General features: G+C 36.9%; 32 protein-coding genes. 4 read left to right on the top strand and 28 right to left on the bottom strand.

The window, feature by feature from the left end; all coding sequences use genetic code 11:
• Nucleotides 1–9 precede the first annotated feature (9 nt).
• The 14 genes from AsAng_RS07465 to AsAng_RS07405 form a co-directional block, all read right to left on the bottom strand.
• Nucleotides 10–378: a hypothetical protein gene (locus AsAng_RS07465; protein ID WP_264792158.1), complete on the bottom strand. Its 369-nt coding sequence runs from the start codon at nucleotides 376–378 to the stop codon at nucleotides 10–12.
• Complete coding sequence (locus AsAng_RS07460; RefSeq protein ID WP_264791867.1) at nucleotides 375–650, bottom strand: hypothetical protein; 276 nt, start codon at nucleotides 648–650, stop codon at nucleotides 375–377. Before AsAng_RS07460 ends, AsAng_RS07465 begins: the two co-directional genes overlap by 4 nt.
• Nucleotides 651–734: 84 nt before the next feature.
• The gene (locus tag AsAng_RS07455; protein WP_264791868.1) at nucleotides 735–1460 is read right to left on the bottom strand and encodes a hypothetical protein; all 726 of its coding nucleotides are present in this window, start codon (nucleotides 1458–1460) and stop codon (nucleotides 735–737) included.
• Nucleotides 1461–1530: 70 nt separating this feature from the next.
• Nucleotides 1531–1866: a hypothetical protein gene (locus tag AsAng_RS07450; protein WP_264792157.1), complete on the bottom strand. Its 336-nt coding sequence runs from the start codon at nucleotides 1864–1866 to the stop codon at nucleotides 1531–1533.
• On the bottom strand, nucleotides 1863–2009 hold the full coding sequence (locus tag AsAng_RS07445; RefSeq protein ID WP_264792156.1) for a hypothetical protein: 147 nt from the start codon (nucleotides 2007–2009) through the stop codon (nucleotides 1863–1865). The genes AsAng_RS07450 and AsAng_RS07445 overlap by 4 nt, the downstream gene beginning before the upstream one ends.
• A 236-nt stretch (nucleotides 2010–2245) precedes the next feature.
• Entirely contained in the window at nucleotides 2246–2896 is a 651-nt protein-coding gene (locus AsAng_RS07440) for a hypothetical protein (RefSeq protein WP_264792155.1), read from the bottom strand.
• A 3-nt stretch (nucleotides 2897–2899) separates the two neighbouring features.
• On the bottom strand, nucleotides 2900–3049 hold the full coding sequence (locus AsAng_RS30030) for a hypothetical protein (protein WP_407655316.1): 150 nt from the start codon (nucleotides 3047–3049) through the stop codon (nucleotides 2900–2902).
• Between the two features lie 82 nt (nucleotides 3050–3131).
• Nucleotides 3132–3491: an N-acetylmuramoyl-L-alanine amidase gene (locus tag AsAng_RS07435; RefSeq protein ID WP_264792154.1), complete on the bottom strand. Its 360-nt coding sequence runs from the start codon at nucleotides 3489–3491 to the stop codon at nucleotides 3132–3134.
• Entirely contained in the window at nucleotides 3488–3919 is a 432-nt protein-coding gene (locus AsAng_RS07430) for a hypothetical protein (RefSeq protein WP_264791873.1), read from the bottom strand. The genes AsAng_RS07435 and AsAng_RS07430 overlap by 4 nt, the downstream gene beginning before the upstream one ends.
• Before the next feature lie 227 nt (nucleotides 3920–4146).
• Nucleotides 4147–4593 (bottom strand): hypothetical protein, encoded by a 447-nt coding sequence (locus AsAng_RS07425; RefSeq protein WP_264792116.1) that lies wholly within the window; start codon nucleotides 4591–4593, stop codon nucleotides 4147–4149.
• A 5-nt stretch (nucleotides 4594–4598) separates the two neighbouring features.
• Nucleotides 4599–5309 carry a hypothetical protein gene (locus tag AsAng_RS07420; protein ID WP_264791875.1) on the bottom strand — a complete coding sequence of 237 codons (711 nt, stop codon included), beginning with the start codon at nucleotides 5307–5309 and terminating at the stop codon, nucleotides 4599–4601.
• 2 nt (nucleotides 5310–5311) lie between these two features.
• Complete coding sequence (locus tag AsAng_RS07415) at nucleotides 5312–6334, bottom strand: hypothetical protein (protein ID WP_264792153.1); 1023 nt, start codon at nucleotides 6332–6334, stop codon at nucleotides 5312–5314.
• Between the two features lie 3 nt (nucleotides 6335–6337).
• A complete protein-coding gene (locus tag AsAng_RS07410; protein WP_264792113.1) occupies nucleotides 6338–6727 on the bottom strand; it encodes a hypothetical protein in 390 nt (129 codons plus the stop codon).
• Nucleotides 6728–6748: 21 nt separating this feature from the next.
• The gene (locus AsAng_RS07405; protein ID WP_264792152.1) at nucleotides 6749–7057 is read right to left on the bottom strand and encodes a hypothetical protein; all 309 of its coding nucleotides are present in this window, start codon (nucleotides 7055–7057) and stop codon (nucleotides 6749–6751) included.
• A gap of 484 nt (nucleotides 7058–7541) precedes the next feature.
• On the opposite strand from AsAng_RS07405, the gene AsAng_RS07400 reads away from it, so the two are divergent.
• Complete coding sequence (locus AsAng_RS07400) at nucleotides 7542–9050, top strand: hypothetical protein (protein WP_264792151.1); 1509 nt, start codon at nucleotides 7542–7544, stop codon at nucleotides 9048–9050.
• Nucleotides 9051–9529: 479 nt separating this feature from the next.
• Here the strand turns inward: AsAng_RS07400 and AsAng_RS07395 are convergent, their stop codons facing one another.
• Both AsAng_RS07395 and AsAng_RS07390 read right to left on the bottom strand, forming a co-directional pair.
• Nucleotides 9530–10432: an LPD1 domain-containing protein gene (locus tag AsAng_RS07395; RefSeq protein ID WP_264792150.1), complete on the bottom strand. Its 903-nt coding sequence runs from the start codon at nucleotides 10430–10432 to the stop codon at nucleotides 9530–9532.
• Nucleotides 10429–10584: a hypothetical protein gene (locus tag AsAng_RS07390; protein WP_264792111.1), complete on the bottom strand. Its 156-nt coding sequence runs from the start codon at nucleotides 10582–10584 to the stop codon at nucleotides 10429–10431. The genes AsAng_RS07395 and AsAng_RS07390 overlap by 4 nt, the downstream gene beginning before the upstream one ends.
• A gap of 234 nt (nucleotides 10585–10818) precedes the next feature.
• Between AsAng_RS07390 and AsAng_RS07385 the strand changes: the two genes are divergently transcribed.
• Nucleotides 10819–11397: a hypothetical protein gene (locus AsAng_RS07385; protein ID WP_264792149.1), complete on the top strand. Its 579-nt coding sequence runs from the start codon at nucleotides 10819–10821 to the stop codon at nucleotides 11395–11397.
• 105 nt (nucleotides 11398–11502) lie between these two features.
• Complete coding sequence (locus tag AsAng_RS07380) at nucleotides 11503–12096, top strand: DUF6368 family protein (protein WP_264792148.1); 594 nt, start codon at nucleotides 11503–11505, stop codon at nucleotides 12094–12096.
• 8 nt (nucleotides 12097–12104) lie between these two features.
• On the opposite strand, the gene AsAng_RS07375 is transcribed toward AsAng_RS07380, so the two are convergent.
• From AsAng_RS07375 to AsAng_RS07320, 12 genes are all read right to left on the bottom strand, one after another.
• Nucleotides 12105–12995: a hypothetical protein gene (locus AsAng_RS07375; RefSeq protein WP_264792147.1), complete on the bottom strand. Its 891-nt coding sequence runs from the start codon at nucleotides 12993–12995 to the stop codon at nucleotides 12105–12107.
• 168 nt (nucleotides 12996–13163) lie between these two features.
• A complete protein-coding gene (locus AsAng_RS07370) occupies nucleotides 13164–14309 on the bottom strand; it encodes a hypothetical protein (RefSeq protein WP_264792146.1) in 1146 nt (381 codons plus the stop codon).
• Nucleotides 14310–14370: 61 nt separating this feature from the next.
• On the bottom strand, nucleotides 14371–14670 hold the full coding sequence (locus AsAng_RS07365) for a hypothetical protein (RefSeq protein WP_264792145.1): 300 nt from the start codon (nucleotides 14668–14670) through the stop codon (nucleotides 14371–14373).
• Between the two features lie 293 nt (nucleotides 14671–14963).
• Nucleotides 14964–15368, bottom strand: coding sequence for a hypothetical protein (locus tag AsAng_RS07360; RefSeq protein ID WP_264792144.1), 405 nt, complete (start codon nucleotides 15366–15368; stop codon nucleotides 14964–14966).
• Nucleotides 15368–15844, bottom strand: a complete 477-nt coding sequence (locus tag AsAng_RS07355) for a hypothetical protein (protein ID WP_264792143.1) — start codon at nucleotides 15842–15844, stop codon at nucleotides 15368–15370. Before AsAng_RS07355 ends, AsAng_RS07360 begins: the two co-directional genes overlap by 1 nt.
• Entirely contained in the window at nucleotides 15807–17342 is a 1536-nt protein-coding gene (locus AsAng_RS07350) for a hypothetical protein (RefSeq protein ID WP_264792142.1), read from the bottom strand. The genes AsAng_RS07355 and AsAng_RS07350 overlap by 38 nt, the downstream gene beginning before the upstream one ends.
• 232 nt (nucleotides 17343–17574) lie before the next feature.
• Nucleotides 17575–18360 (bottom strand): nucleoside triphosphate pyrophosphohydrolase family protein, encoded by a 786-nt coding sequence (locus AsAng_RS07345; RefSeq protein ID WP_264792141.1) that lies wholly within the window; start codon nucleotides 18358–18360, stop codon nucleotides 17575–17577.
• 30 nt (nucleotides 18361–18390) lie between these two features.
• Nucleotides 18391–18645 carry a hypothetical protein gene (locus tag AsAng_RS07340; RefSeq protein ID WP_264792140.1) on the bottom strand — a complete coding sequence of 85 codons (255 nt, stop codon included), beginning with the start codon at nucleotides 18643–18645 and terminating at the stop codon, nucleotides 18391–18393.
• A 45-nt stretch (nucleotides 18646–18690) separates the two neighbouring features.
• Entirely contained in the window at nucleotides 18691–18939 is a 249-nt protein-coding gene (locus tag AsAng_RS07335) for a hypothetical protein (protein ID WP_264792139.1), read from the bottom strand.
• A gap of 229 nt (nucleotides 18940–19168) precedes the next feature.
• Nucleotides 19169–19465 (bottom strand): hypothetical protein, encoded by a 297-nt coding sequence (locus AsAng_RS07330; protein WP_264791894.1) that lies wholly within the window; start codon nucleotides 19463–19465, stop codon nucleotides 19169–19171.
• Between the two features lie 14 nt (nucleotides 19466–19479).
• Entirely contained in the window at nucleotides 19480–19761 is a 282-nt protein-coding gene (locus AsAng_RS07325) for a hypothetical protein (RefSeq protein WP_264791895.1), read from the bottom strand.
• A 235-nt stretch (nucleotides 19762–19996) separates the two neighbouring features.
• A complete protein-coding gene (locus tag AsAng_RS07320) occupies nucleotides 19997–20128 on the bottom strand; it encodes a hypothetical protein (protein ID WP_264792138.1) in 132 nt (43 codons plus the stop codon).
• Nucleotides 20129–20377: 249 nt separating this feature from the next.
• Here AsAng_RS07320 and AsAng_RS07315 point away from each other — a divergent pair, with 249 nt between their 5' ends.
• Nucleotides 20378–20770 carry a helix-turn-helix domain-containing protein gene (locus AsAng_RS07315; RefSeq protein WP_264792137.1) on the top strand — a complete coding sequence of 131 codons (393 nt, stop codon included), beginning with the start codon at nucleotides 20378–20380 and terminating at the stop codon, nucleotides 20768–20770.
• Nucleotides 20771–20859: the final 89 nt, after the last annotated feature.

Raw genomic sequence — 20859 nt, 5'->3', positions numbered from 1 at the left:
CGCTGTGTATTAAACCTTGGGCAATTTGGCGGTTTTAATAGAATGATAAGCCATTGCCAAAAACAAGATAAATAAAGAACCCATCAGCCCCAATCTTGCTACATCGTAATAGGTACAGATTTTACAACTAATCGCATCGGTTGGCGTGCTAGGCGTTGTTGGTGCATTGTCTTCTTGGGTGGTAGTGGGTTTATCAGTTGTGGTTGCCGTGGTACTTGCATCGGTTGGAGCGGTATCACTTGGCGTTGCTGTGGTGGTCGTTGTGGTGGTGGTGCTCGCATCAGGTACAGGCTTATTGCTATCGGTAGGAGTCATAGCGTTGGCATTGTCTGTACTTAGATTAGGAGCGGTTTGAATTTCGAATTGACTATTTTTCACGATCTATTTAGTTTTAATGCGATTAAATATATGATTAAGAGAAACAAGCCTAAGCCAATAGAAGCTCCCACGCCAATAATCAATCGGCGTTCACGGTCTTGCATCACATCTTTTTCCTGTTCTCGTTTCTTGCTCTCTTGCGCTTGCATCACCCCAATCATCATTGCGGCGACCTCTTTGCTGCTCATCCCATGGTTTCCAATATTAATATCGGATAGGATGTCGCCTATTTCTATATCCTCAAAACTAAAGCCTTCTGCTGCTGCTGCCATCTTTTATTGGTTTAGGGTTGGGAAAAACGCCAATACGATTCCGTATTGGCGCTCTGCTTGTTATTGTGCTTTAGGGGTGTTCTTCTAGCGAATCGGCGTAAAGGCAGTATATAAGGTGATGGTCAGCTCTTCACCCACAGGAACAGTAAACTCAATAAAGTTCATGCCGTCCAAGACTAGGCTAAGTCCTTTTTCTGTCAGATAATTGCTGTCCATGGTGCGAATCTCTGTGTTTTCATCGTTAGAAGAAGATTTTGGATAATGCAAACGCTTATCGTTGATGACCTCTCCAACATGAGAATAGGTTTTAAACCTTGGGCTATATGAATAAACATTATCATTACTGGCAAGGAAACGAGCGCCTGTAATTTGCAACAAACCATGATTGGCTAGGCGACCAATTACATTTAAGGTGTTGTCTTTAAAGGTACCGCCAATGACAGGGCTACCTTTGACGACTTGAGCTCCATCAAAGATTTCCAAACCAAGATCCGACATGCCCAAACAAACTTTGGCTTCAGCATCGGTTGCCGTTTCGATAATGACTTCAATTTGGCTGTACTCCACCTTGTCGCTGTTTTCTTTGTTGCTCGCTCTAGGCGTAATGGCTTTTACATTGTAGCAATCGCCCATGGACATGCTCTTGTCAATGATAGCGGTTCCTTTTTGCACGGCTTGTTCTACGACAGCAGCTAATTTGTATTGTGGTTGGTTTTCGACAGGCTCAAAAGAACGCTCTCCATTGATTTCTACCCATGGAGAAGGTAAATAATACTGGTTGCCTACAGGAAAAAATACTCTAACTTTCATAAGAGAAGGAATTTTGTTGGTTTGAATGATAAGGTTGTTAATAAAATGTAAGTATAGGATAAACCTCTACTTAGGAAGCTTGGAACTTTCGTTTAAGAAAGCGGTAAAATTGCTGTATCTTACGATAAACAGCGGAAAAAAAACGGCAAATTCTAGGCTGATTGACAATGAATAAAAAGACAATGCTAATCAACATAAAGAGGCATTTAAAAACATCTAAAATCACTAAGATTTCTTGTTGATGTTCGACCAGTTGGTAAAGCCTTAACAGTTCGTTGGCTTGTCGTTCTACGCCGTTTTTGTGCAAGGCTAAGAGCAAACTATCCATGCCATCGCTCAAATTGTAGATTCCAACGTTAAACAATCCAACCAACCAAGTAAAAAGGGCTTTGCTTATTTCTTTCATCCGTTTGTTTTTAGCACACGATGATAAATAACCATTAAGAGTAGCACTCCTGTTAGGGTCATACCCAAACTCAAAGGATCTACAAAAAATCGGATTCTTACATCGTGCTCAGATTCATCAGGTAATAAATTGATTTTGTCCATTAATGTCAATGGTTTTTGGTTTAGTGTTACATTCTAAAAGTGTTTTAAGGTTTAGCTTTCTTTCTTGTTTTTTGTTATTTTCGTCTACACAAAGATGCAGCAAAAAAGGCTAGGAATCCCAATTCTAAAGCCGCTTTAAGGGCATTTAGTGGCGTACTTTTTAGTATTTTTGAATTGTTTTTTGAATGCTAGAAAAGGGCGCTAAATCAGGTGTTTATTGATGCCTAGCAGGTGGGCTAAAAAAAATTACGCACAAAATTACGCCTTTTCTTCTTTTTAGCTCCTTTTGGGGGAAATTGGACGAGTTTAATCCCCAAATTCACCGAATGAATGTTCTGCAATAGATCGTAATCATAGCCCAGCGCCCAGCCTTTTGCGCTAACAAATTGCAACCCCAAACAAACGCTATTAAACTGATTAATACTAGCACCCACGCTACCCGTTAGCAGCAAAGAGCTAACAGGAAGGGGAACAGGTTTTGTAATTTCTACAGTTTTAGTGATCTGTTTGGGAATCTTAAGCCGATAATCCAAACTATTTTTAAGCAGCTCTCCATTTACAATAGAACTATAATAAAGCGTTAGATTTTCATCTTCTAAGCTGTCCTGATAAATATGAGCTGGACGATGTTTACTAGTATCAATTAGCGCTTTATGAACAATATTTTTAGTACTATCTATATAAATAATGGTTGGAGCTGGTATCTGTTGTTGTGGAAGCTTGACAATAACAGGTGGTGGCAAAATGGTATCCATTTTAACCAAAGTATCAACCCTATAAATGGGCTGCTCATTCTTGGTTCCTTGTCGGCATTCCTGCAAAAAAAGGCTATAACCAATCAGTAATAAAAGGGCTATAAATTGAACATTATCTTTATTAAATCTCATACGTTAAGCGACTAAATCTCCGTGTTCTAAAATGTTTTGAATCAAATCAACGATATACCAAGCGATCCTATCCCTGCCTTTTTGTGTCAACAAATAGGTTTTGCATTCCTGCTCGTTGTCCATAAAGAAATTCTCCAGGAGAATGGCAGGCATGAACGAGTAACGCAAGACATAAAAATTCTTGCGTTTGATGCCTCGATACTTGCTTTCTGGAAAATGCTGTGAGAATAGATCCCTAGCCCAAGTGGCATAGTATACTCTTTTTACTGGACTGTTTGGCAATAAAGACTCCAGCTCCGCTTCCTCCTCCTGCATCCGCATGAATAGAAATCAAAAAGGTTTTGCCCTTGTATTGCTCGTGGATGGCATTGGCTCGCCGAATACGTTCCTTGAGAGAAATGTCCTTGTTTTCAGGCACCAAATCGTAATAAGGAATTCCTTTAGCGGTCAACAGCTCAGCAACCCTTGCTTTGATGGCACGGTTAAATTCACCCTCATAAATAGTGGTGCCGTCCTTAAATTGGTATTGCTTGCCCAAGGTTTGATAATTGCCTCCAATCATTCCCCCGTGCCCATTGTCTAAAATAACCATCATTTTGAATTGGTTTTAGGTTGGTTTTCAGAATCGCTTTTGTGTTCGCCTTGGCTAAACCTACTTTGTGTTTGATAGGCAACCAAAATGCGTTGATGTTGATGTTTTCGGTAAAATTGATACTTGATCAAGGTCTTCGCTTGATGGTTGTTTTTTGGCTTAAATTTACCTTTTAAAGCCTGCTCAATACTGCCTTTTTTGAGATTGGACAGAATGACTTCAAAGGTGCAACGTTCAAAGGATAAGTGGGACAATACGCCGCCTTTTTGGTAGAGCCTAGAAATACCCTTGTAGATATTTTTAGACGCACCAATGTAAATTACTTGATCGTTAAAACGAATGAGATAAATGCCTTTTACGGAGCGGTATCGCCCCAATTGCTTTTTAGGGAATGGAGGTTGAACGGTCAAAATAGCTTCTTGACGGTTCATAATAAACTTTTTCGTTGTGGATAAAACTTTTACAATGCTCTTGTAGCGTAAATGGTGCAGGATATTAAAATGCTCTGCTCTCTTTTTACTATTTTTGTTATAAGTCGTAAGTCGTATGTTTAGTCCTTGTAAATACAGGACTTACGACTTATAACTTTCTTCTAAAAAATAGTAAAAAGCCGCCCATTCTGTTAGATGAGTCTTCAATTTTTCAAAGAATCACTTTCCTATATTTTAATATTAGCAAAAAAATGATCTATATCAATACGTTTTAGCTTTTTTTCAAGTTGTTGAAAGTATTCTAATTGATAATTTTTGTCATAACGCACCAAAATAGCTCCTCCGTGTTCTAAACTTTGAGCGACCTGAACACTAATGGTTTGATGTCCCACTTTGGCTAAGACTGCTTTTTTAGCGATTTCAGGCAAGCGCCCCAATTGATGCTCAAACAAACCGCTGATTTCTTCGCCTGCGTCAAAATCGTACAACAATTTCTTTTGAGGGGTGAAAATCTGCCCAATCGCTTGTCCCTTTTTAGCGGATAATTTTAAGACCAATTCAAAGGGATTTAATTGTTTGCTGTCCGCAATAGAAGTCAAGAGCTGTTCAATGACCTTTTCTAAATCTTTCTTTAACTGTGGTTTTTGCTGTTCTAATAATAATTCTAATAGCATTGATTTTATTTTTTATGAATGATAATAGGTTTTACCTTTTTAGGATTTAATCGTGGTTTGGCTCGTTTCACCACCAGTTGCCCTGAATCCATAATTAAGGTACAATGGCTGTAAACAGGAGCCGTGCGCAAGATTTTAAAAGCTTGCATGACTTCTGGAAAGTGTGGAATGATTCTTTGTTTTTTACTAGGTGGTGCCACATTGTTTTTAAAGAATCTTGCTAAAGTCAAGGCTCCCCATGCACCATTGGGGAACATGTTCGGATCGTGAAACACCAAGGCAAACCAAATTCCTACGTGCTTAGCACGATAAAAACAGGCTTTTTGAGCTTGGGTCAATTGAGCGGAGAAAACATTGGTGGCATCGTCTATGATAAAAAACAAACCTTTGTAGCCCTTTTTTGAGAGCGCCTTATACAATAATTGCTCGGTTAGCTTTTCATCCGCCATCATGGCTTTGACTTTTTTGCCTTTGAACTTTTTCATAAAATGTTTCTCAAACAAATAGTCCCTTCCTTTGTAACTAAAATAGAGCTTCTTGCTTTTGGAATCCGAATGCAGTTCAATTTCAATAAAGCCTCTCCAGTCTTTTTCATGTCCCGAATTGTACACAAAAATAGTCTCTCGTCCACAACGCTTCACAAACTGTTGTAGATCGTAGGTTTTTCCTGAATGTGGTTTACCAAAATAGGCTAAAAAAAATGGATGGTTGCTCATGCTTATTCCCCGTATAAAAGTTCTCGAATCTTTGTATTATCATAGCCCTGATCTAACATTTTTTGGATCGCAGGACTTGGTTTTTCATCGGCAACACTCGTACGGCAAAATTGCCCTTTGGGCGTTCGATTATAACAACCCGTTTCTTTGTGTACACTAAACGTTCTACGGTTTTCTTTATATTCCTTGAGCTGGCTGTAATCTTCTGAATCGCTCTGTGTTTCTGCTTCGACCACTTCCTCTTCGATCTCTTCTCCAGCCGCCTTTCTTTTTTGCAGGCGCTTGGCTTGTAAGCGATGAAAATAAGCCGCTCCAAGTGTGGGCATTCCCCAAAGTGCCAAAGCGATTAAAAGCGTTCCCATTGGCGTGGGAGCCTTGACCTCCGTACTGTTGAAATAGTTGATAAAGGCATTCAGCAAAGCTTTGTTCAAACGTTTATCACTGGTATAATTAGCGGCAGGCTGTCCACTAATAGCACTACAGATCATGGCTTTGGAATCGTCTAATTTTTCCATAACTAGATCACCCAAAGTTCGTAGGGTTTCCAAGTTTTTCACGCTATCACCTGTCACCTCACTAATCAGCTCATCAATGGGCTTATCTTCTCCTCCTTCAGGAATGGACTGATCTAAAACATCTTCCTCCTCGTCCTCCTCTTCGTCCTCATTTGGGAACTCCCAATCTTCGGTTTCCTCCTCTTCACCCTCCGTTTCAAACGCCAAATCTTCTTCGATTTCTTCCTCCTCTTCGGGGGCATAATCATCGCTGATTCCTTCGCCATTTTCTACGGTAGGTTCTACGTTCATTTTTTCCGCATTTTCTACGTGCTGCCCACGTTCATTTTCTATAAATTCAGATTCCGTTTTTTCTGCGTTTTTACGTTCAAAAACGCATTTTTTAGCATTTTCTAATCCATTTTCTGAATCATTTTCTAAAGCGTTTTCTAACTCATTTTCTGAGGCATTTTCTGAGGGGTTGATAAACGCATCTAAAATGGGGTTTTTGTCTTCCTCTTTTTGGGACATAGTTTACAAGTTTTTTAAAGCTTGATACAATGATTTTAATTCTGAAATATGCGTAACCGTAGCGGCATAAATAGACGTTTTATGAAGATCATTAAAGGAACCATTTAATGCCTCTAGGTCGTCATCCTGAAAGATGCCATCCATCATTAAAGCATATTCGTCTTGCCCCAATTTGTTTAAATGCTCCTGGACCAAAGCCAATACTTCTTTTTTGTCCACGGGATGCGGTAAATCTTGTTGATGTTCGCCCTGTTCGACTTTGGTGGGCGCTGGCTTGGAATCGCTCTTATTGGTGGCTACGACTCGTAAATTAACGGCTTTAGACAGTTGTAAAGGGCTTCCGTCCAAAGTGATGACAGCTCCTTTTTTGAGTTTGATTAATTTGCTATACATGGTTGAATTAATTTAGATAAATTAACGATTAATTTGTTGACTCTTTTTGGCTATTTTTCTGCGTTTTCTACGCTTTTTTACGGCTTTTTTGCGTTGTTGCTGTTGGTTGGTTGTATCTCTTAATCGGGTTGTTTTTTGAATGCTTTTTACGGGCTGTTTTTCTATGGATAAGGGCACTGTTTTTTCCTGCTCCATTCCATCCAATGCCCAAAACTCATTTTCGTCTAAATAGACAATTTCTTCTTTTTGAATTGCTGTTGAAGGAGCTGGACTAGGGCCTAAAAAATAAAGTAGCCCTCCAATTAGAATTAAGCTCAATATTAAAATCATGGTTTTTTATTTTTTATGTAATCAATTGGTTTTAGATAAAGTTAGAGCATGTCTTTAGCATTGAAAAGAATTCAGATTACAGGGGTCGAATTTAATGGCGTATTTTTTTGACTTTCTTTGATGACATAAAAAAAGCTGCTCAAAAATGAACAGCTTCTTTTAATATTTAGATGGAGAGCAGGTTTAAAAATGTTTTCTCATTTGGATCAATAACTTGTCAAAAATAGGCACCACCACTTTTATTTCAAGAACATTACCTTGGAGTTGCTTTTTCATACGTTACTTTTTTAGAATAAAAAAAATATACCTGTAAAAGTATTGTATGGGATTGGAAAGTTTAGGTGCTGAGTGAGGCGTATATTTGGGGGGGGATTAATAATTTACTTTCTGATAAATAGACAGTCTGATACAGGGGTTGTATCTTGGGAAGATATATTACAATTATTAATAACCCTTTCTCTAATTGAGAACAAAAAAAAATTACATGAAACCATTGTTTATTTTTGTTTTTTATTTGTCCGCTTTAAATTATTTATGCGCACAAAGTGTATCTAATGAAATTACTATAAAAGGAAAAAATGGCACACATTACCTTATAGAGGAGAATAAAATAATTCGGCTAAATTCAAATTCAATTAAAATATTTAATCAAGAAAACTTAATGCTTATAAGAGAAATTCCATTAAGTTCTCTTCCTAAGAATTGGATACCAATTGAATTAATTAAGTTTCAAGAAAAAATTTTATTATTCTATAAATCAACGCCAGCTAACAATAAGTTTAGTGGTTATTATCATCTTTATTGTCAAGAAATTGATATAGAAAATGAAAAATTAATTACTTCAGGAAGGCTAATCACGGGGTTAGCACAAGAATTTTTAAGCGGAATTATAAATGAGCATAAAAATGTGTATTTTCCTAGGGCTTCTTCTATGTTTAATTATCCATATGTTGAAATAAATATATCTCAAGATTCTAGCAAACTAATTGTTTCTAATATCGGGCTTCATGGATTGGTTTTTAATCCCAAAATGGAACCTATCTTAAAATATGCGATTGCCGACTTTTCTGATAAAAAAAATCTTATACCAATTTCAGAACTAGTTGATAATCATGGAAACTATCATGCTATTGCTAAATTGTTCGAATTTGAGGATGAATTTAATTACTCTTCTGGTGAAAATTTTTCTAAATATGAAGATGAATACAATTTGGTTTACCTGCACTCGAAAGTGGATGGAAAAACCATGATGAAGGAAATAGATAAACTAGAAGGAAATCAAATAACGTGTGCAACACTAAAAGAGCTAAGTAATGGTGAAATAGTTTGTGTAGGGGCTTATGGAGATAATGAAACGAAATCAGGGCTAGAACACGGTCTTTATTGCTTTTATATTTCTAAAATGAATGATTTAGTAAAAATTCCATTTACTCATGATGAATTTAGAGAAGATGATATATTAGAAAAGGAAAATAAAATTAAAGCATTATTAAATTCTATAAATCTATTTGAAACAGAAGAAAAAGAAATTTTAGCAATTGGAGAAAGAATTGCGGCTCCTAAAGGATTTAATTTTGGCGACTATATTAGTTATCAAGATATTATTATGGTTAATCTTGATAAGGAATTGAAAAAAAAATGGCTTCATAGATTGCCGAAAAATGTAACTTACGGGATGAAAGACTATGGAGGAGGATCATATAAATACAGCTATCTTAAAGGTTCTCACTATCTATTTTTTTTAGACAATAAAAATAATATATATAAAGATATTACAGAGAAACCTAGCCGATGCCAATCAAGTAAAAATGGTAATTTAGTAGCTTATCGTATTAAGGAATCAGGAAGAGTAAAAAAAATAGTTCTGTATGAAAATTTTATGAGTACTACAGGTTTTCAAACTCGTACGATTAGATCAATTTCAGATAATGAAATTATATTTGATAATTGTTTGAATAACAATAAGTCTATACTGATTAAATTATTACTTTGATGAATATATTATTCAATAAAGTAAGATTGACAATCTAAAGTTATTTTTGATATATCTCCAAAAAGAAAAGACCTTGCACGTATTCCCATTCGTGCAAGGTCTAAATCACCCCAATTAAAACCCAAATTTATCTTAGTGGAATTTTAGCGGAGTTAAAGATAAGGATTCACATGTATTCCCATTCATGTGAACCCTAAATCACCCCAATTAAAACCCAAATTTATCTTAGTGGAATTTTAGCGGAGTTAAAGATAAGGATTCACATGTATTCCCATTCATGTGAACCCTAAATCACCCCAATTAAAACCCAAATTTATTCTTATTTGTTGTTATCACTTTTGATACACTTACTATATTTGCCAAATCAATGCCAAGAAAAGGTAAGTGTTAAAAATGAATCTAGTACATATTTAAATAAAACATAAACTGTTCTATTTTGAAAATGAAACCTAAAATGAAAAGATAAATAGGGGGCTTATCTAAAAATGCTTTCTCATTTGGATCAATAACTTGTCAAAAAGCGGTACGACCGTTTTTATTTCCGAAAGGAGCATATATTGAGCGGTGTGGTACTTGGTTTTAGTTAGAAAGACATTTTTAATCTTCAATTCCTTTAGTTTATAAGAAATGTACTGTTCAAATAAACGAGCAAAAATCTCATTTCTACTTAGAAAATAATCCAAATAACGATCAGGAAGCAGCTCCTTAATACGTCTCACATAAGCAGACTCAGAGCGTTTGCTGCTATCCCAATACGCCTTTTCTAAAATGGACTCCATCAAATAGCGCATGGGGTACTTGTTTTTATCGTATTGAATCCGTGTAGGGTCAGTAGAATGCCCATCCGATAAAGCATAAACTTTAGCGGTTGTTTCTACTCTGGAACCAAAGAAGTAATCCAAGAAATGCCCATACTCATGCGCAAAAGAACCCACTCCACCCGAAATAACAAAACGGGTTGGTTTGGTGTATGGCTCATCAAAACGGTGCGCTTCCTTGTAACGAGTCATGTTGATGATGTGCGACCATGGCTCATAATGCGCTTTAGCTCCTTTTTTGCCCCTTGCCCCAAAAGCAACGCCTAAATGTTTGTCTAAGCCTAAATTATTGCCTTTAAAGCGCAGTACTCGATTGAGATCAAATAAACAAACGGCTAGAGCTGCTAAATAGTTAAAGCGATCCTCATGGGTAACCCAGTTGCCAAATTGATACCCTTTGAGTTTAAAAAATTCCGATACATCTCGTACATCTTTGATCTTTTTCAAATCATTACTGGCATCGCCTTTTCTGAATTCTTGGTAAACTTTTTTAAAGCCTTGGTCTTGCCACCATTGCTCTGCCTTTGAACCGCCCTCAGGACGTAAGGTATCTATAATTTTCATGAGCGCTTGCGGTTTGATTTTGTTTTAGAATTTGATTTGGGCTTACGGAGCTTTTTTTGATGCTCTTCGTTTAATAAGAAATCAGGGACAGCCATGCCCACGACTTCTTCTCCTGGTCTTAGTTTAGCTCTCGTTTTTTTTAGCTTTTTCATGTGGATTAGAATTTTGTCAATAAATGTAAAAGCCCTAAAATAAAGCATTGTAAGGCTATATGCAAGCAAATAAAAAACGCCACTAGAAACTAATGGCGTATTTTTTTGACTTTTTTTATTTTGCTTGTTTTTTTCAAAAAATAGCGACTGGAAGTGTTTTATAAAAAAGAGAACTAAAAAGAAATTTATTTCGTTTGCATAGATACCGATTAACTTTCAATCTCCTCTAATCCTATGAAAATAATATTTATAAAACAAGCTTTCTTTCTAGAAGCTTTATTGGCTATATTTTGTTCTTTTGGAGTTAGTTCTATCTATGAATTACCCGTACCAGCTAAACGAGAATTATTAAACAAAAGAGCTGAAGTGAATTTTATAAACTATACATCAAAGTTTATTGAAGTTCACTTATTGGATGAAGAGGAAATTATATATATCAGTTCTTTTGTAAGAGAAATAGTTGATGTTCCTAAATTAAAGCAACTCCAATTAGGGGATAAAATTTCTTATTCTCGTAGAAAAAAAATCCAAGGAAGTAATATTGTTCGATTTCTTTCAAAACGAGTACATCCATTGGCATTATCTTCTAATAAAAATGGGATTATCATAGATTTTAATACCTATGTGGAATACCAATATTCTTGGTTTAGAATTAGTTTATTGATAGGTGTTGCTATTATCAGTTTAATGATTTGCATTTCTATAATTTATAGCTGGTTCCTAGCTCTATTGCTATTGTTGTTTCCTGTAAAGTTTTTACATGTAAAAAACTATTTGCTCATACAACACAAAATAAAAAGGAAGATACCTTAAGGTCATAGGCAATAATAAAAAACGCCATTAGTTTCTAGTGGCGTTTTTTTTGACTTTTTTTATTACTTTAACAAAAAGTGATATTCATTCTTTATAAAAAACATAATGGGAGGACCAACATCATCAATACTATTGAAAGCTATTCCAACAAAATTGGTATGGAACGAAATTAACTCAATAGTTAATAATATCTCGAAAAAGGTTGAAGGGAGTAGTTTTTGGGTAAAATCCACTTATCCTATAAATGGTAAGATCATTACAACAGATGAAAATCGACCTTTTTATATTGAAAGCAATGAAATTAATACTGATTATTCTGTAAATGAAATATCTCAAATAAGCGATTTATTGAATATTAAACCAAGGTATTGTTTAGATGTTGGTGCAATGTGTAGTAAGACGATAGATCACCAAATATTAGGGGAGTTAACCTTATTTATCGCTGATAAATTTGATGGTATAATTGATTTTGGAGGAGCACTCTCGCCTTACTATTTATTGCCAAATCATTTATCTAAAGAAGATGTCAATTGGTCAGAAATAAAACCATATTTTGAAACTATGGCTAAGGATATAAAAGGAAAAATCTATTCTATTAACTATAAAACTTCTTTAGATAAGGATTGGGTATTTCATATTTGTGATGTTGATTTTATGAGAAGCTGGTTAAAAAATAAGCACTTTTATATGATTAAATAAAGCTATCATCATTCCTCTTTCAAGTTATTCACAAACTTTTTTAAAGCAATCACATACGATTCCTTTTCTTTTTCCTGCTGCTGCATCAGCTCTTCGTATAGCTCTTCATTAAATAAATCCCTTATTGCTTGCTCACACATCATTTGAAGAATCTCAGGCTTTACCGCATCCAGCTCCACTTGCCCTAAACCTGTCCAATTCTTTGCCCTTGAATCTGTCTTTTTGGTTGGAGCTGGGGGCAATTGCATTTCTAAAACCTGCTCCTCCATCAATGCGACTCGTTGAACTGCGACATCTACCCCAAAATCATACAAGCTCTCTTGAATACTTCTCGGTATATCTTCCCCACTAGCATCATAATCTCCAAAATATAAAATGACCGCTTTTTTATCTTGATCCATAGCATTTCTAAAACGATCTGTTGCCTCATTCAAAAAGGTTAAAGAAGGATAACCTTTGCAGGGTGCCAAGGCTACTTCATGATTTCTACAAGGAGCTTGAAAGACTCCTTGTAGGGCTTTCTTTTCAATCCACACCTCAATAAAATACGGTTGGTTTTCCCAACGATTTTTATGATAGTTTTCCATTATATATTCAATGGTGCCCTGTGCTCGTTCCACTTCATTATCCAAAATCGTTTCATCAATAATGGTCATTCCTAAAACAGAGCGGTCATGGTCGCTAAAGGTTTCAAAAGAAACCAAGCCCTCCCATCGTGCCTTTTTCATGGCTGCGACGACTCGCTTATAATGTTGTATGGTATTGGTCATACCTAAGGCGACTAATTGATAGTGCAATCCTCTTAAGGTTAAAATGCCATCGTCATAATTAGAGATAATATCCAAAGAATTATTGATGATCCATTGGCGAGTATATTGGTCTTTTGCTCTTGTTGCCATTGCTTGTTTTTTTAGTTGATTTAATCCATTTTACTTCCAAAGTGAAAATTTAACTTTGGAAGTACTTCCTTTATTTATCGGTGTTTCAGCATTTTTAATCACTTCCAAAGTAACGAAAATTTACTTCGGTCACTTTGGAAGTGGAAGTCTTCACTTTAGAAATTTTTCTTATTTGTTTTTATTCTTTTTCTTGGCTCTTGCACTTTCAAAACAAACTCGATTGCAATACTTATGATTGTGGGTTTTATGAACAAAAGGCGTATTACATTCAGGACAAATTCGAGTATAATCCTTCTTAACCTTTTCGGTTTCGGTCACGTGATCTTCCTGCTCGTAATCCTTAAAACTAACTTTCTTGGTTGCTCTAACACCAATCGTTTCCACCTCTAAAACCTTCGCTTCTTCAGCAGGAATTTCCTTGTCCACTTTCGGCATATTTTCAGAATCACTAGAAGGGGAGCTGTTCTCCTTCGCCTTTTGTCTTTCCTTTTCACATTCGGTATAATACCACCAAGAAAAGCAGAGCGAAAAGAGAAACAAAATCTCAAAACCAATGGCTGCAATAACGAGCTGTTCTCCTAACTCCATTCGCTCTTTTTCAATCGCCACTTTTGCCGCTTTATTTTGCAATAGGGTAGCTGTTTGAGCGGCTTCATTTTTTTTGTCTAATACTTGAAGCGCAGAATCTTTTTTATGTTCTGTCAGTGCAATCCTTTCATTAATGCGCATGACCTCTTCGGAATCTTCGGTGCGAATTCTACCATGATACAAGCGAGTTTGAATATAATTTTCTCGTTCTTTGGTCAAGGTTTCAATTTTAGTATCGTAGGTTGCCTTGACTGCTTCGGCTTCTTTTTCTTCAGGGAGCAGCTCCATGGCATCAGCAATAAAAAGACTGGGCAAGATCTTGGCACCTTCAATGGAAATGTAAATGCTGGTGCCCACCATCAACAAGGCTAAAAAGGTAGGGAATTTTTCAACCTCTTTGTATTGGTTTAAACTCTTCATTACATCGTTGGTGGCTTCTCGTTTAACCACTTCAATCATGCTAACCAAGGCAGCGGAAAAGATTACCCGAATTAGCATTGGCGAGCTTTCAAATAAGTAGGAGAGCATCACAAAAGCAGTTCCCATGCTTGCGAGCTGAGCAATGCCGCTCATGCCGATAAAGGCGGTATTTGCCAAGGCAAACCGCTCAGAAAAACGCTTGTGTTTAAATTTTCCGTCTAAGGTTTTGTCTAGTCTATCCCGAAATACAATGCGGTTGATCTTTTTTCGCATTTCTGCGTAGGGATTTTTTGTGAAAGTTGTCATATCTTTGTCTTTTAATTCTTTTGAATAGGAGCGGCTTATTATCCCTAAGCAGCTCCTTTTTTTAATTGGTAAATGCGCTTCTAATCTTGTTTAATTTTTGGATAAAGCGTTTGATTCGAATGGCTTCCTTTAAACAAAATAGGTTTAGCAGAATGGATTTACATCGAGGATCGTTTAATAGCTTAATTCGGTTTAAACCAACTGGCCAAACTGCTGCCCAGCCAGTTTTCCTTCTGATCCTTTTAGCTAATAAACTATCGTACATCCTCTTTTTTCTTAGCAATTGACGAATAGACATTCTTAAAAAGAGTGCAAGTCGTTCTGCTTCTTCTAAGGTGTTAATTTGTTTTTTATAGTACATTTTAATCGTGTTTGGAGTCAGATTCTTTATTGTCAAGTAGTAAATAAATATCTAAGGGCGTTGATTCTACCCAGTTTTTAAAATGTAGGAAATTGATAAAATAAGTCACTGTTACAAAGGAATAGAGCAGCCCCCAAAGGCAGCAAAAAAGCAGCCCCAAGCAAAAAATTACAATTATTCCATACTGGTAAATTAAATAGATGCCTAAGAGCGTTGTGATCCAGATGAGGAACGCAGAATGGCCCATCTTTATAAATTGTTTGTTGGTCATTTCTATTGTCTTTTAAATGCGGTTATAATAAGCTCAATCCTTGATTGGGTTGATTGATGTCGTGTTGGTGAAATTGGTCTAAAATGGGTTGTAAATAGGCTAAATAAAAGGGTTCAAAATCCTTGTCTACTTCTTCAGCTACCGCTTGGATGCTGTGCTCTAAACCGTATTTTTCAGAGGGGCTAAGTTGCAGGCTTATTTTGCTTTTCATGGGTTTGCCACTTCGTTCTAGGCGTTGAATCAGTTTTGAAATTTTGATGAACGCTTGTAAGAGCGTAGCTTGTATTAATTTTTCAATCGTGCTTTGCGCTTTAGTTTCAATTAGATATTGACCTAACCAGTAATGGAATTTATGCCAATGGGAGCGCTGTAATTGTAAGGGGATCTTATCTTGAATTAGGACGGAATGTTGTCGATAATAATCCATTACATCAAAAATCTTCCTTGGTAACGGTTAATCAATTTTTTCTCCTGGTAAATATCAATTCTCAGCACGTCCTTATTCCAGTATTTTGTCACCTCATTAAGATCATAAACCCGTTTACTGATGCCCTTTTGGCTGCCATGGCGGTTTTTGTATTGTTGGGTAGGAATGATGTACAAGGAGTAGGAAGTAAGTTGTTTTTTGTAGTCCTTTAGATCCAATCGCTGTAGTCCTGTTTTGGGATGGTAATAATGATAAATATTCCCTGTTTTAACTTGCTTAAGTACCGCCCAAGACCATTTTCCTTCTACGCTTGCCAAATACCGTTCAATCTTCTTTAAATCCTTGCCAAAGTCGCTTATTTTAAAACCATTGGGCTTGCTGTTGTTTTTAAATTTTATCTGCAAATAAGCAACTGAGGGCGCTTTGTACTTTCTCTTTTTAGTTCTTGCCATTTCTTTGGCGTTGGAGGTGTTCATCGTTGAGCAGTGGTTTAAATTTTTGTATGAATAAATCGCCTAAGGCTTTCATTTTATCTTCGTTCAAATAAGGATTATCTTTCAAGCTTTGATACCAGTGGTTGTAATGCTGAGCAATGTCTTTGTAGACTACCTTTGCGCCTTCCTGCTCCATTTGTTCAATGGCGCTGCTGTACCGCTTGTTGATCCATTGCACTTGCTGAAAATAGGCTTTAGCCGTTTTGTTTTTATCAAAATAATTGGCTTGTATTCGATCCCAATCGTCCATGGAATAATTCAGAGCCTTGACCGCAGCCGTTGAGCTGAGATAATCGACTGGATAATACAGTGGATAGCCGTATTTGTCGGCGTGTTTTTGTTGTTTGATGATGGCATGAGAAACGATCTCAATGGCAGAGCGCTCCTCATGGGGGAGTCCTGCTGCAAAGTTCTTAAGCAACTTGGTTTGTTGCCTGCTGGCCAAATAAGCAGGATTTTCACGGAACGACTGGATTTTAGCTTGCCGATAAGCCGTTACATGCTCCGCTGCTAGATCCAACAGCTCGCCAAGCATCAATTTACAATCCGTGTTGGTTTGCTCGTTGTAGACTTGGTTTTGATAGAGGTTGTAACGCATCAAATCCCACAATTTTGCGCAAACATGCTCCTTTTTAGACGCTTTTCGGGGCGTAATCTTTGGAGAATCGGAGGAAATAGACTTGCTTCCTTGTCCTTCACCCGATTTCTGAGCATTAAGCGCCGCAATAGTTGGAGAATCAACTGGCATTAACTTGCTTCCTTGTCCTCCATCTTGAATATTGGATGGTTTAAGCTTGGCGACAGCCAAAGCCGCTTTATTCACAACCAAAGGACTATTAATGATTGATTCTAGTTCTTTATCTTTATATAGTAAAGAACTTTGTTCGTACTGCGGTAAAGTTTCCCCTTTAACGTCAAAAAAAGAGGGGGTATCAGAGGCCCCAGAACCCTCATAGCAAGGCTTTATACACAAGACCTGAGGGCTTATCCACAATTGGATTTTTCCTCGTCCCTTGGGGCTTTGTTCGTCTGGATAAGGATTTCTTAAACCAGTATGTACATGGTTGATCTTTTCGGTAATGATGCCAATGTCCATGAGCTTCTTAATTTGGTTGTAGACAGTCTTTTTATTGGGCGATAGTACTCGATGCTTCGCCGTGTCGTTTAAGAGCGTGATAAGGCTAGGAATGGTCGTAAAACAGCAATACTCTCCATGCATGCGACATTCCTCATACAAGCCATCTTGATGCTTCTTTAAATTCTCCATGGTGGGGGCAACGCTGCGAATGATCGCATGAAACAGATCAAAGGTATAGGGCGTTACACCGCCCCGTTTTCCTGCCTTTTTGCGCTTGGCTTGATAAGCCGCCATCATATCTTTTCCTGCCTTCTGAGTCGCCTTTTTATCAATCATTTCATAAAAGCTAGGACTCAGGGAACTATTTTTAACCTCAGGGTGTATGTTAGATTGAGTTTGCATTCTTATTGTAAACCTTGTGTGTTTTTATAGATTAGATAGTATGTTAAAGAGGGGGTTGCTCCCAAACCCCTCTTTTAAAAAATCGGCATATAGTCGCCGTAACTTGCAAACGATTGTTTGCTTCCTCGTGACTAGAAAGGGAATCGAACCCTTTTTGCATCCAATCCAGTTCGTTTTAAAATGGAGCTGCATTCTGCCAACGCAAAACACAGCTCTTCACAATTATAAACCCCTAATCTTTATTTTCTTTCAGATAATGGTAAGCCAGCTTAACCCGAACATGGCGCTCAATATCTATGTTCATTCCTGCCGCTAAATCTAAGAGCCGAATAATGGCACCAGCAATTTTATCCTCGAACGTATGTTGAATGTAGTGTTCAAAAGCTTCTTTGGGGCTATAAATACCTGCATCGTACAAATCCCAATTGGCAGGCGTACTTTCTTGGTAAGCCTCCATCGCTCCGCTCAGCTCTGCGGTAACACCCATTAACAGTTCCCCGATATTGCGCTCTTTGTTCCAAAATCCCTTGACTTGATTTAGGGCATGAATTTTCTGTGCTAAAACGGTTAAATTCCTAGAGGGAGCAGCGGAGGAGCTTGGCTTTTTTGCCTTGCTTTCTTCCTTCATGGTCAACAATAAATTCAACCCCATCTTTAACACCTCCATCCATTCTGCAAAGCGTGGCTTTTGGGGGGCGGCTTCTTTAGGCTCTTTTACTTTTCTCTTTTTTAGGAAGCCTTTTTTGTACTTCAAGCCCAATTCCTTGCGGTTTTCCTTGTTGTTGGGCACGATCTTTCTGCCTCCTTCCACACCAATCGCTAAAGCGTCTACTGCTGATTTTTTAAGATAGATTAGCTCTTTGTCGTTGTCGTAATAATCCTTGGTGATATAAGCTTTGTTTAGATCCGTATCCGCAGGTAATACCCCGTTAATTTCGGCTTCTGTTGCAAAACACAAAGCGTTTTCTTCTTTGGGCGTATTGATGACCACAAGGATATAAAATTCGTATTGTTCCATTTTTGTTTTATGATCGTTTTAAAAGGTGATTTAAATATTTAGTTTTAGCACTTTGTCGGCTATGATTCGGCGGTTTCGCTTAACCTCTTTTTGAAGTTGAAAGATTTCTTCATTAAGTATCTCATTCTCTTCTTTTAGATTCTTAACCTCTTCCTTTGTCTTGTTTTGTTGAATGATGATGGTTGCAATATCATAGGCATTCCAGATAAGCAGAAAGGTAAAAGCAGTAAAGAACCAATAGAATGGGGTCAGTTTTTTTTTCGATTTAATGCTGTTTGAATTCATTGTTTGTTGTTTATAGCGGTGTACGCTGGGCAATTAAAACGGTGATTATTGAGGTGGGAAACGCTGCGCTATACGATTTGAAATTCTGCGGTTAAATATTGCCTGATCAATCGCTTTGAGTTCTGCTTTGATGGCTTTGTTTTGAGCCTTGACCGCTTGAATTTCTACCCTGACCGCTCGCACTTCTTCCTTGATGCTATTGGTAAACGAAGCACTCACTTCATAGCTCAGTATAAAAGTGACGACCAGTAAGAGCGTTCCTCCAAAGAGAAGCCATTTTGTTATTCTGTTCATAATATTGGTTTGATTTTTAGCGTTCTTTTATAGCTCCTGTGGGTATTAAACTTTCTTACTTTCTTATGAAGGTTTGAGTTGTAAGTCGTATGTCCTGTATTTACAGGAACGAAGCATACGACTTACTACTTATAACCTTTTTTCTAAAGAAAGTAGTTGAACGTTTACCCTCTGTTAGGGTTTGTCACAGGATCTATCAAAGAACAATTCATTAAAAATGGTATAGAACTCAATCAAAACTATCCGCATCTTTTAAATTATCATCTCGATATGCCATGACCTGTTCAAGTCTAAAAAAGATCTTGCCCGTTTTGGTGTATTTCTGCCCCAACAACTTGCGATCTTGATTGTACTTTCTTATCGTTCTTGACTTCACCCCCAATAGGATCGCTGCTTCCTGAGAGGTGATTTTTATCTTCGATAATATTTTAATACATGCTATCAGTTTATAGAATACCTTTTTTGCTGCTCTGTATTCTTCGATTTCTTTTCTAAGTTCGGCCTTGAGTTCTTCGACCTCATTCATGGGTCCTCCTTTTTTTAGATATGCATTAATTTTTTGTATTCTCGTGCAGACAGCGAATCATAGCCCAACTCATACTCCTGAACCACTTCTTTTAAGTCAGCGCCCAAAATGGGGACAAGCTTTTGGATGGTGGGATAATCGAGCAGATTAGGATTTCTTAAGCGTAGGGTGGTCATGCGTTGACTTAAGCCCAATTGCTGCGGTAAACTCTTAAAATCTGCTGCGGATAAGGTATTGAGTACATGTTGGTAAAAACTACGATTGCGCTCTGTTGTCTTTGTCGTGTTTGTCTTCATTTGTTTGTGATTCGTTGTGTTTGGGCAAAGCTTCGCCTAACCGCCTTTGTGTGCAGTTGCCTTACTTTACTAGTTTTAATAATTGGTTTTTGCTCTAGCAAAGGGATTCGAACCCTTCAACTTTTTTAAGCCGCCTACCTTCTAAGGCACTAGATCCATAGAAACACTCAACTTGACCTATAAAGCACACCCTTTTGGTATGCATACTTAGCAGTTGGACGCTAGAAGTTGCCCTCTAGTCGTTGCGCCCTATCCCCATAGATGCAACAATACTTCCCAGTACGCCCAATTTGATCCAACCTCCTTGATTGAATTTTAACCCTTTTCCTTTGCCTTTTCTTAACATTTTGTCTACATTTGTTGACATGCCCGTCTACATTGGTCTACATGGTCTACATTTGTTGACATGCTTTTGTTAAGAAAGTGTTAACGTTTTTGTGCCCTATCTTTTGGTTTTTCGGGCTTCTGGTTTCAAATTTATTTTTTTTCAAAGTGTTTCTGTTTCTATATTTAACCACTTTGGTAAAACAAAACTATGATTTTGATTTTAAAAATTCAAATAAAACTTTAATTAATTAAAGTTTTATTTGAAAACGGAATCTGCAACAACATATTGATGTCTGTTAATGAGAGATTTACACAATTGATTAAAACTCTAAGTTTTACACCTAATTCACTATCTAAGGAATTAAATGTTACTCAACCTACTATAAAAAAGCTTGAGAAAGGAGAAACTTTACCCAATGCTAAAGTATTAATTCCTCTACTAGAAAGATTTAATGTGAATATTAATTGGCTTTTAGGTGGGGAGGGAGAAATGTTTCTTAATAGTTCATCATCTAGGGCTCAAGAAATGATAGGAGGTACAGGACCTGATAGCAATCTATCCAGTAACAGCAGAAATTCTACTTGTACTAATGTTAAGTTCCTGCAAAAGGAGATCCAGTATTTGAATGATAAGTTAAAAGATAAAGAAGAGATCATTCGATTGATGAGGAATCAGAAATAAGAAAATGACTTTTGATTTTTTTTGCTCTGATATATGCTTTTTTTGAGTATAAAAAATGTTTAGATTAATGTATAATGCAAAGATGATAA

The sequence above is a fragment of the Aureispira anguillae genome (genome assembly GCF_026000115.1).
Classification (GTDB): domain Bacteria; phylum Bacteroidota; class Bacteroidia; order Chitinophagales; family Saprospiraceae; genus Aureispira; species Aureispira anguillae.
Note: the sequence above shows the minus strand (reverse complement) of the source record. Positions and strands in the feature narration are given on the sequence as shown.

Coding starts and splice junctions, on each gene's coding strand:
- AsAng_RS30030 (WP_407655316.1), bottom strand. CDS start 3,049: ATGCCTGCCATTCTCCTGGAGAATTTCTTTATGGACAACGAGCAGGAA.
- AsAng_RS07400 (WP_264792151.1), top strand. CDS start 7,542: ATGAAACCATTGTTTATTTTTGTTTTTTATTTGTCCGCTTTAAATTAT.
- AsAng_RS07430 (WP_264791873.1), bottom strand. CDS start 3,919: ATGAACCGTCAAGAAGCTATTTTGACCGTTCAACCTCCATTCCCTAAA.
- AsAng_RS07425 (WP_264792116.1), bottom strand. CDS start 4,593: ATGCTATTAGAATTATTATTAGAACAGCAAAAACCACAGTTAAAGAAA.
- AsAng_RS07375 (WP_264792147.1), bottom strand. CDS start 12,995: ATGGCAACAAGAGCAAAAGACCAATATACTCGCCAATGGATCATCAAT.
- AsAng_RS07345 (WP_264792141.1), bottom strand. CDS start 18,360: ATGGAACAATACGAATTTTATATCCTTGTGGTCATCAATACGCCCAAA.
- AsAng_RS07395 (WP_264792150.1), bottom strand. CDS start 10,432: ATGAAAATTATAGATACCTTACGTCCTGAGGGCGGTTCAAAGGCAGAG.
- AsAng_RS07340 (WP_264792140.1), bottom strand. CDS start 18,645: ATGAATTCAAACAGCATTAAATCGAAAAAAAAACTGACCCCATTCTAT.
- AsAng_RS07365 (WP_264792145.1), bottom strand. CDS start 14,670: ATGTACTATAAAAAACAAATTAACACCTTAGAAGAAGCAGAACGACTT.
- AsAng_RS07415 (WP_264792153.1), bottom strand. CDS start 6,334: ATGTCCCAAAAAGAGGAAGACAAAAACCCCATTTTAGATGCGTTTATC.
- AsAng_RS07460 (WP_264791867.1), bottom strand. CDS start 650: ATGGCAGCAGCAGCAGAAGGCTTTAGTTTTGAGGATATAGAAATAGGC.
- AsAng_RS07420 (WP_264791875.1), bottom strand. CDS start 5,309: ATGAGCAACCATCCATTTTTTTTAGCCTATTTTGGTAAACCACATTCA.
- AsAng_RS07335 (WP_264792139.1), bottom strand. CDS start 18,939: ATGAACAGAATAACAAAATGGCTTCTCTTTGGAGGAACGCTCTTACTG.
- AsAng_RS07370 (WP_264792146.1), bottom strand. CDS start 14,309: ATGACAACTTTCACAAAAAATCCCTACGCAGAAATGCGAAAAAAGATC.
- AsAng_RS07320 (WP_264792138.1), bottom strand. CDS start 20,128: ATGTCAACAAATGTAGACAAAATGTTAAGAAAAGGCAAAGGAAAAGGG.
- AsAng_RS07440 (WP_264792155.1), bottom strand. CDS start 2,896: ATGAGATTTAATAAAGATAATGTTCAATTTATAGCCCTTTTATTACTG.
- AsAng_RS07455 (WP_264791868.1), bottom strand. CDS start 1,460: ATGAAAGTTAGAGTATTTTTTCCTGTAGGCAACCAGTATTATTTACCT.
- AsAng_RS07380 (WP_264792148.1), top strand. CDS start 11,503: ATGGGAGGACCAACATCATCAATACTATTGAAAGCTATTCCAACAAAA.
- AsAng_RS07360 (WP_264792144.1), bottom strand. CDS start 15,368: ATGGATTATTATCGACAACATTCCGTCCTAATTCAAGATAAGATCCCC.
- AsAng_RS07315 (WP_264792137.1), top strand. CDS start 20,378: ATGTCTGTTAATGAGAGATTTACACAATTGATTAAAACTCTAAGTTTT.
- AsAng_RS07450 (WP_264792157.1), bottom strand. CDS start 1,866: ATGAAAGAAATAAGCAAAGCCCTTTTTACTTGGTTGGTTGGATTGTTT.
- AsAng_RS07385 (WP_264792149.1), top strand. CDS start 10,819: ATGAAAATAATATTTATAAAACAAGCTTTCTTTCTAGAAGCTTTATTG.
- AsAng_RS07350 (WP_264792142.1), bottom strand. CDS start 17,342: ATGCAAACTCAATCTAACATACACCCTGAGGTTAAAAATAGTTCCCTG.
- AsAng_RS07390 (WP_264792111.1), bottom strand. CDS start 10,584: ATGAAAAAGCTAAAAAAAACGAGAGCTAAACTAAGACCAGGAGAAGAA.
- AsAng_RS07410 (WP_264792113.1), bottom strand. CDS start 6,727: ATGTATAGCAAATTAATCAAACTCAAAAAAGGAGCTGTCATCACTTTG.
- AsAng_RS07405 (WP_264792152.1), bottom strand. CDS start 7,057: ATGATTTTAATATTGAGCTTAATTCTAATTGGAGGGCTACTTTATTTT.
- AsAng_RS07355 (WP_264792143.1), bottom strand. CDS start 15,844: ATGAACACCTCCAACGCCAAAGAAATGGCAAGAACTAAAAAGAGAAAG.
- AsAng_RS07330 (WP_264791894.1), bottom strand. CDS start 19,465: ATGAATGAGGTCGAAGAACTCAAGGCCGAACTTAGAAAAGAAATCGAA.
- AsAng_RS07435 (WP_264792154.1), bottom strand. CDS start 3,491: ATGATGGTTATTTTAGACAATGGGCACGGGGGAATGATTGGAGGCAAT.
- AsAng_RS07445 (WP_264792156.1), bottom strand. CDS start 2,009: ATGGACAAAATCAATTTATTACCTGATGAATCTGAGCACGATGTAAGA.
- AsAng_RS07325 (WP_264791895.1), bottom strand. CDS start 19,761: ATGAAGACAAACACGACAAAGACAACAGAGCGCAATCGTAGTTTTTAC.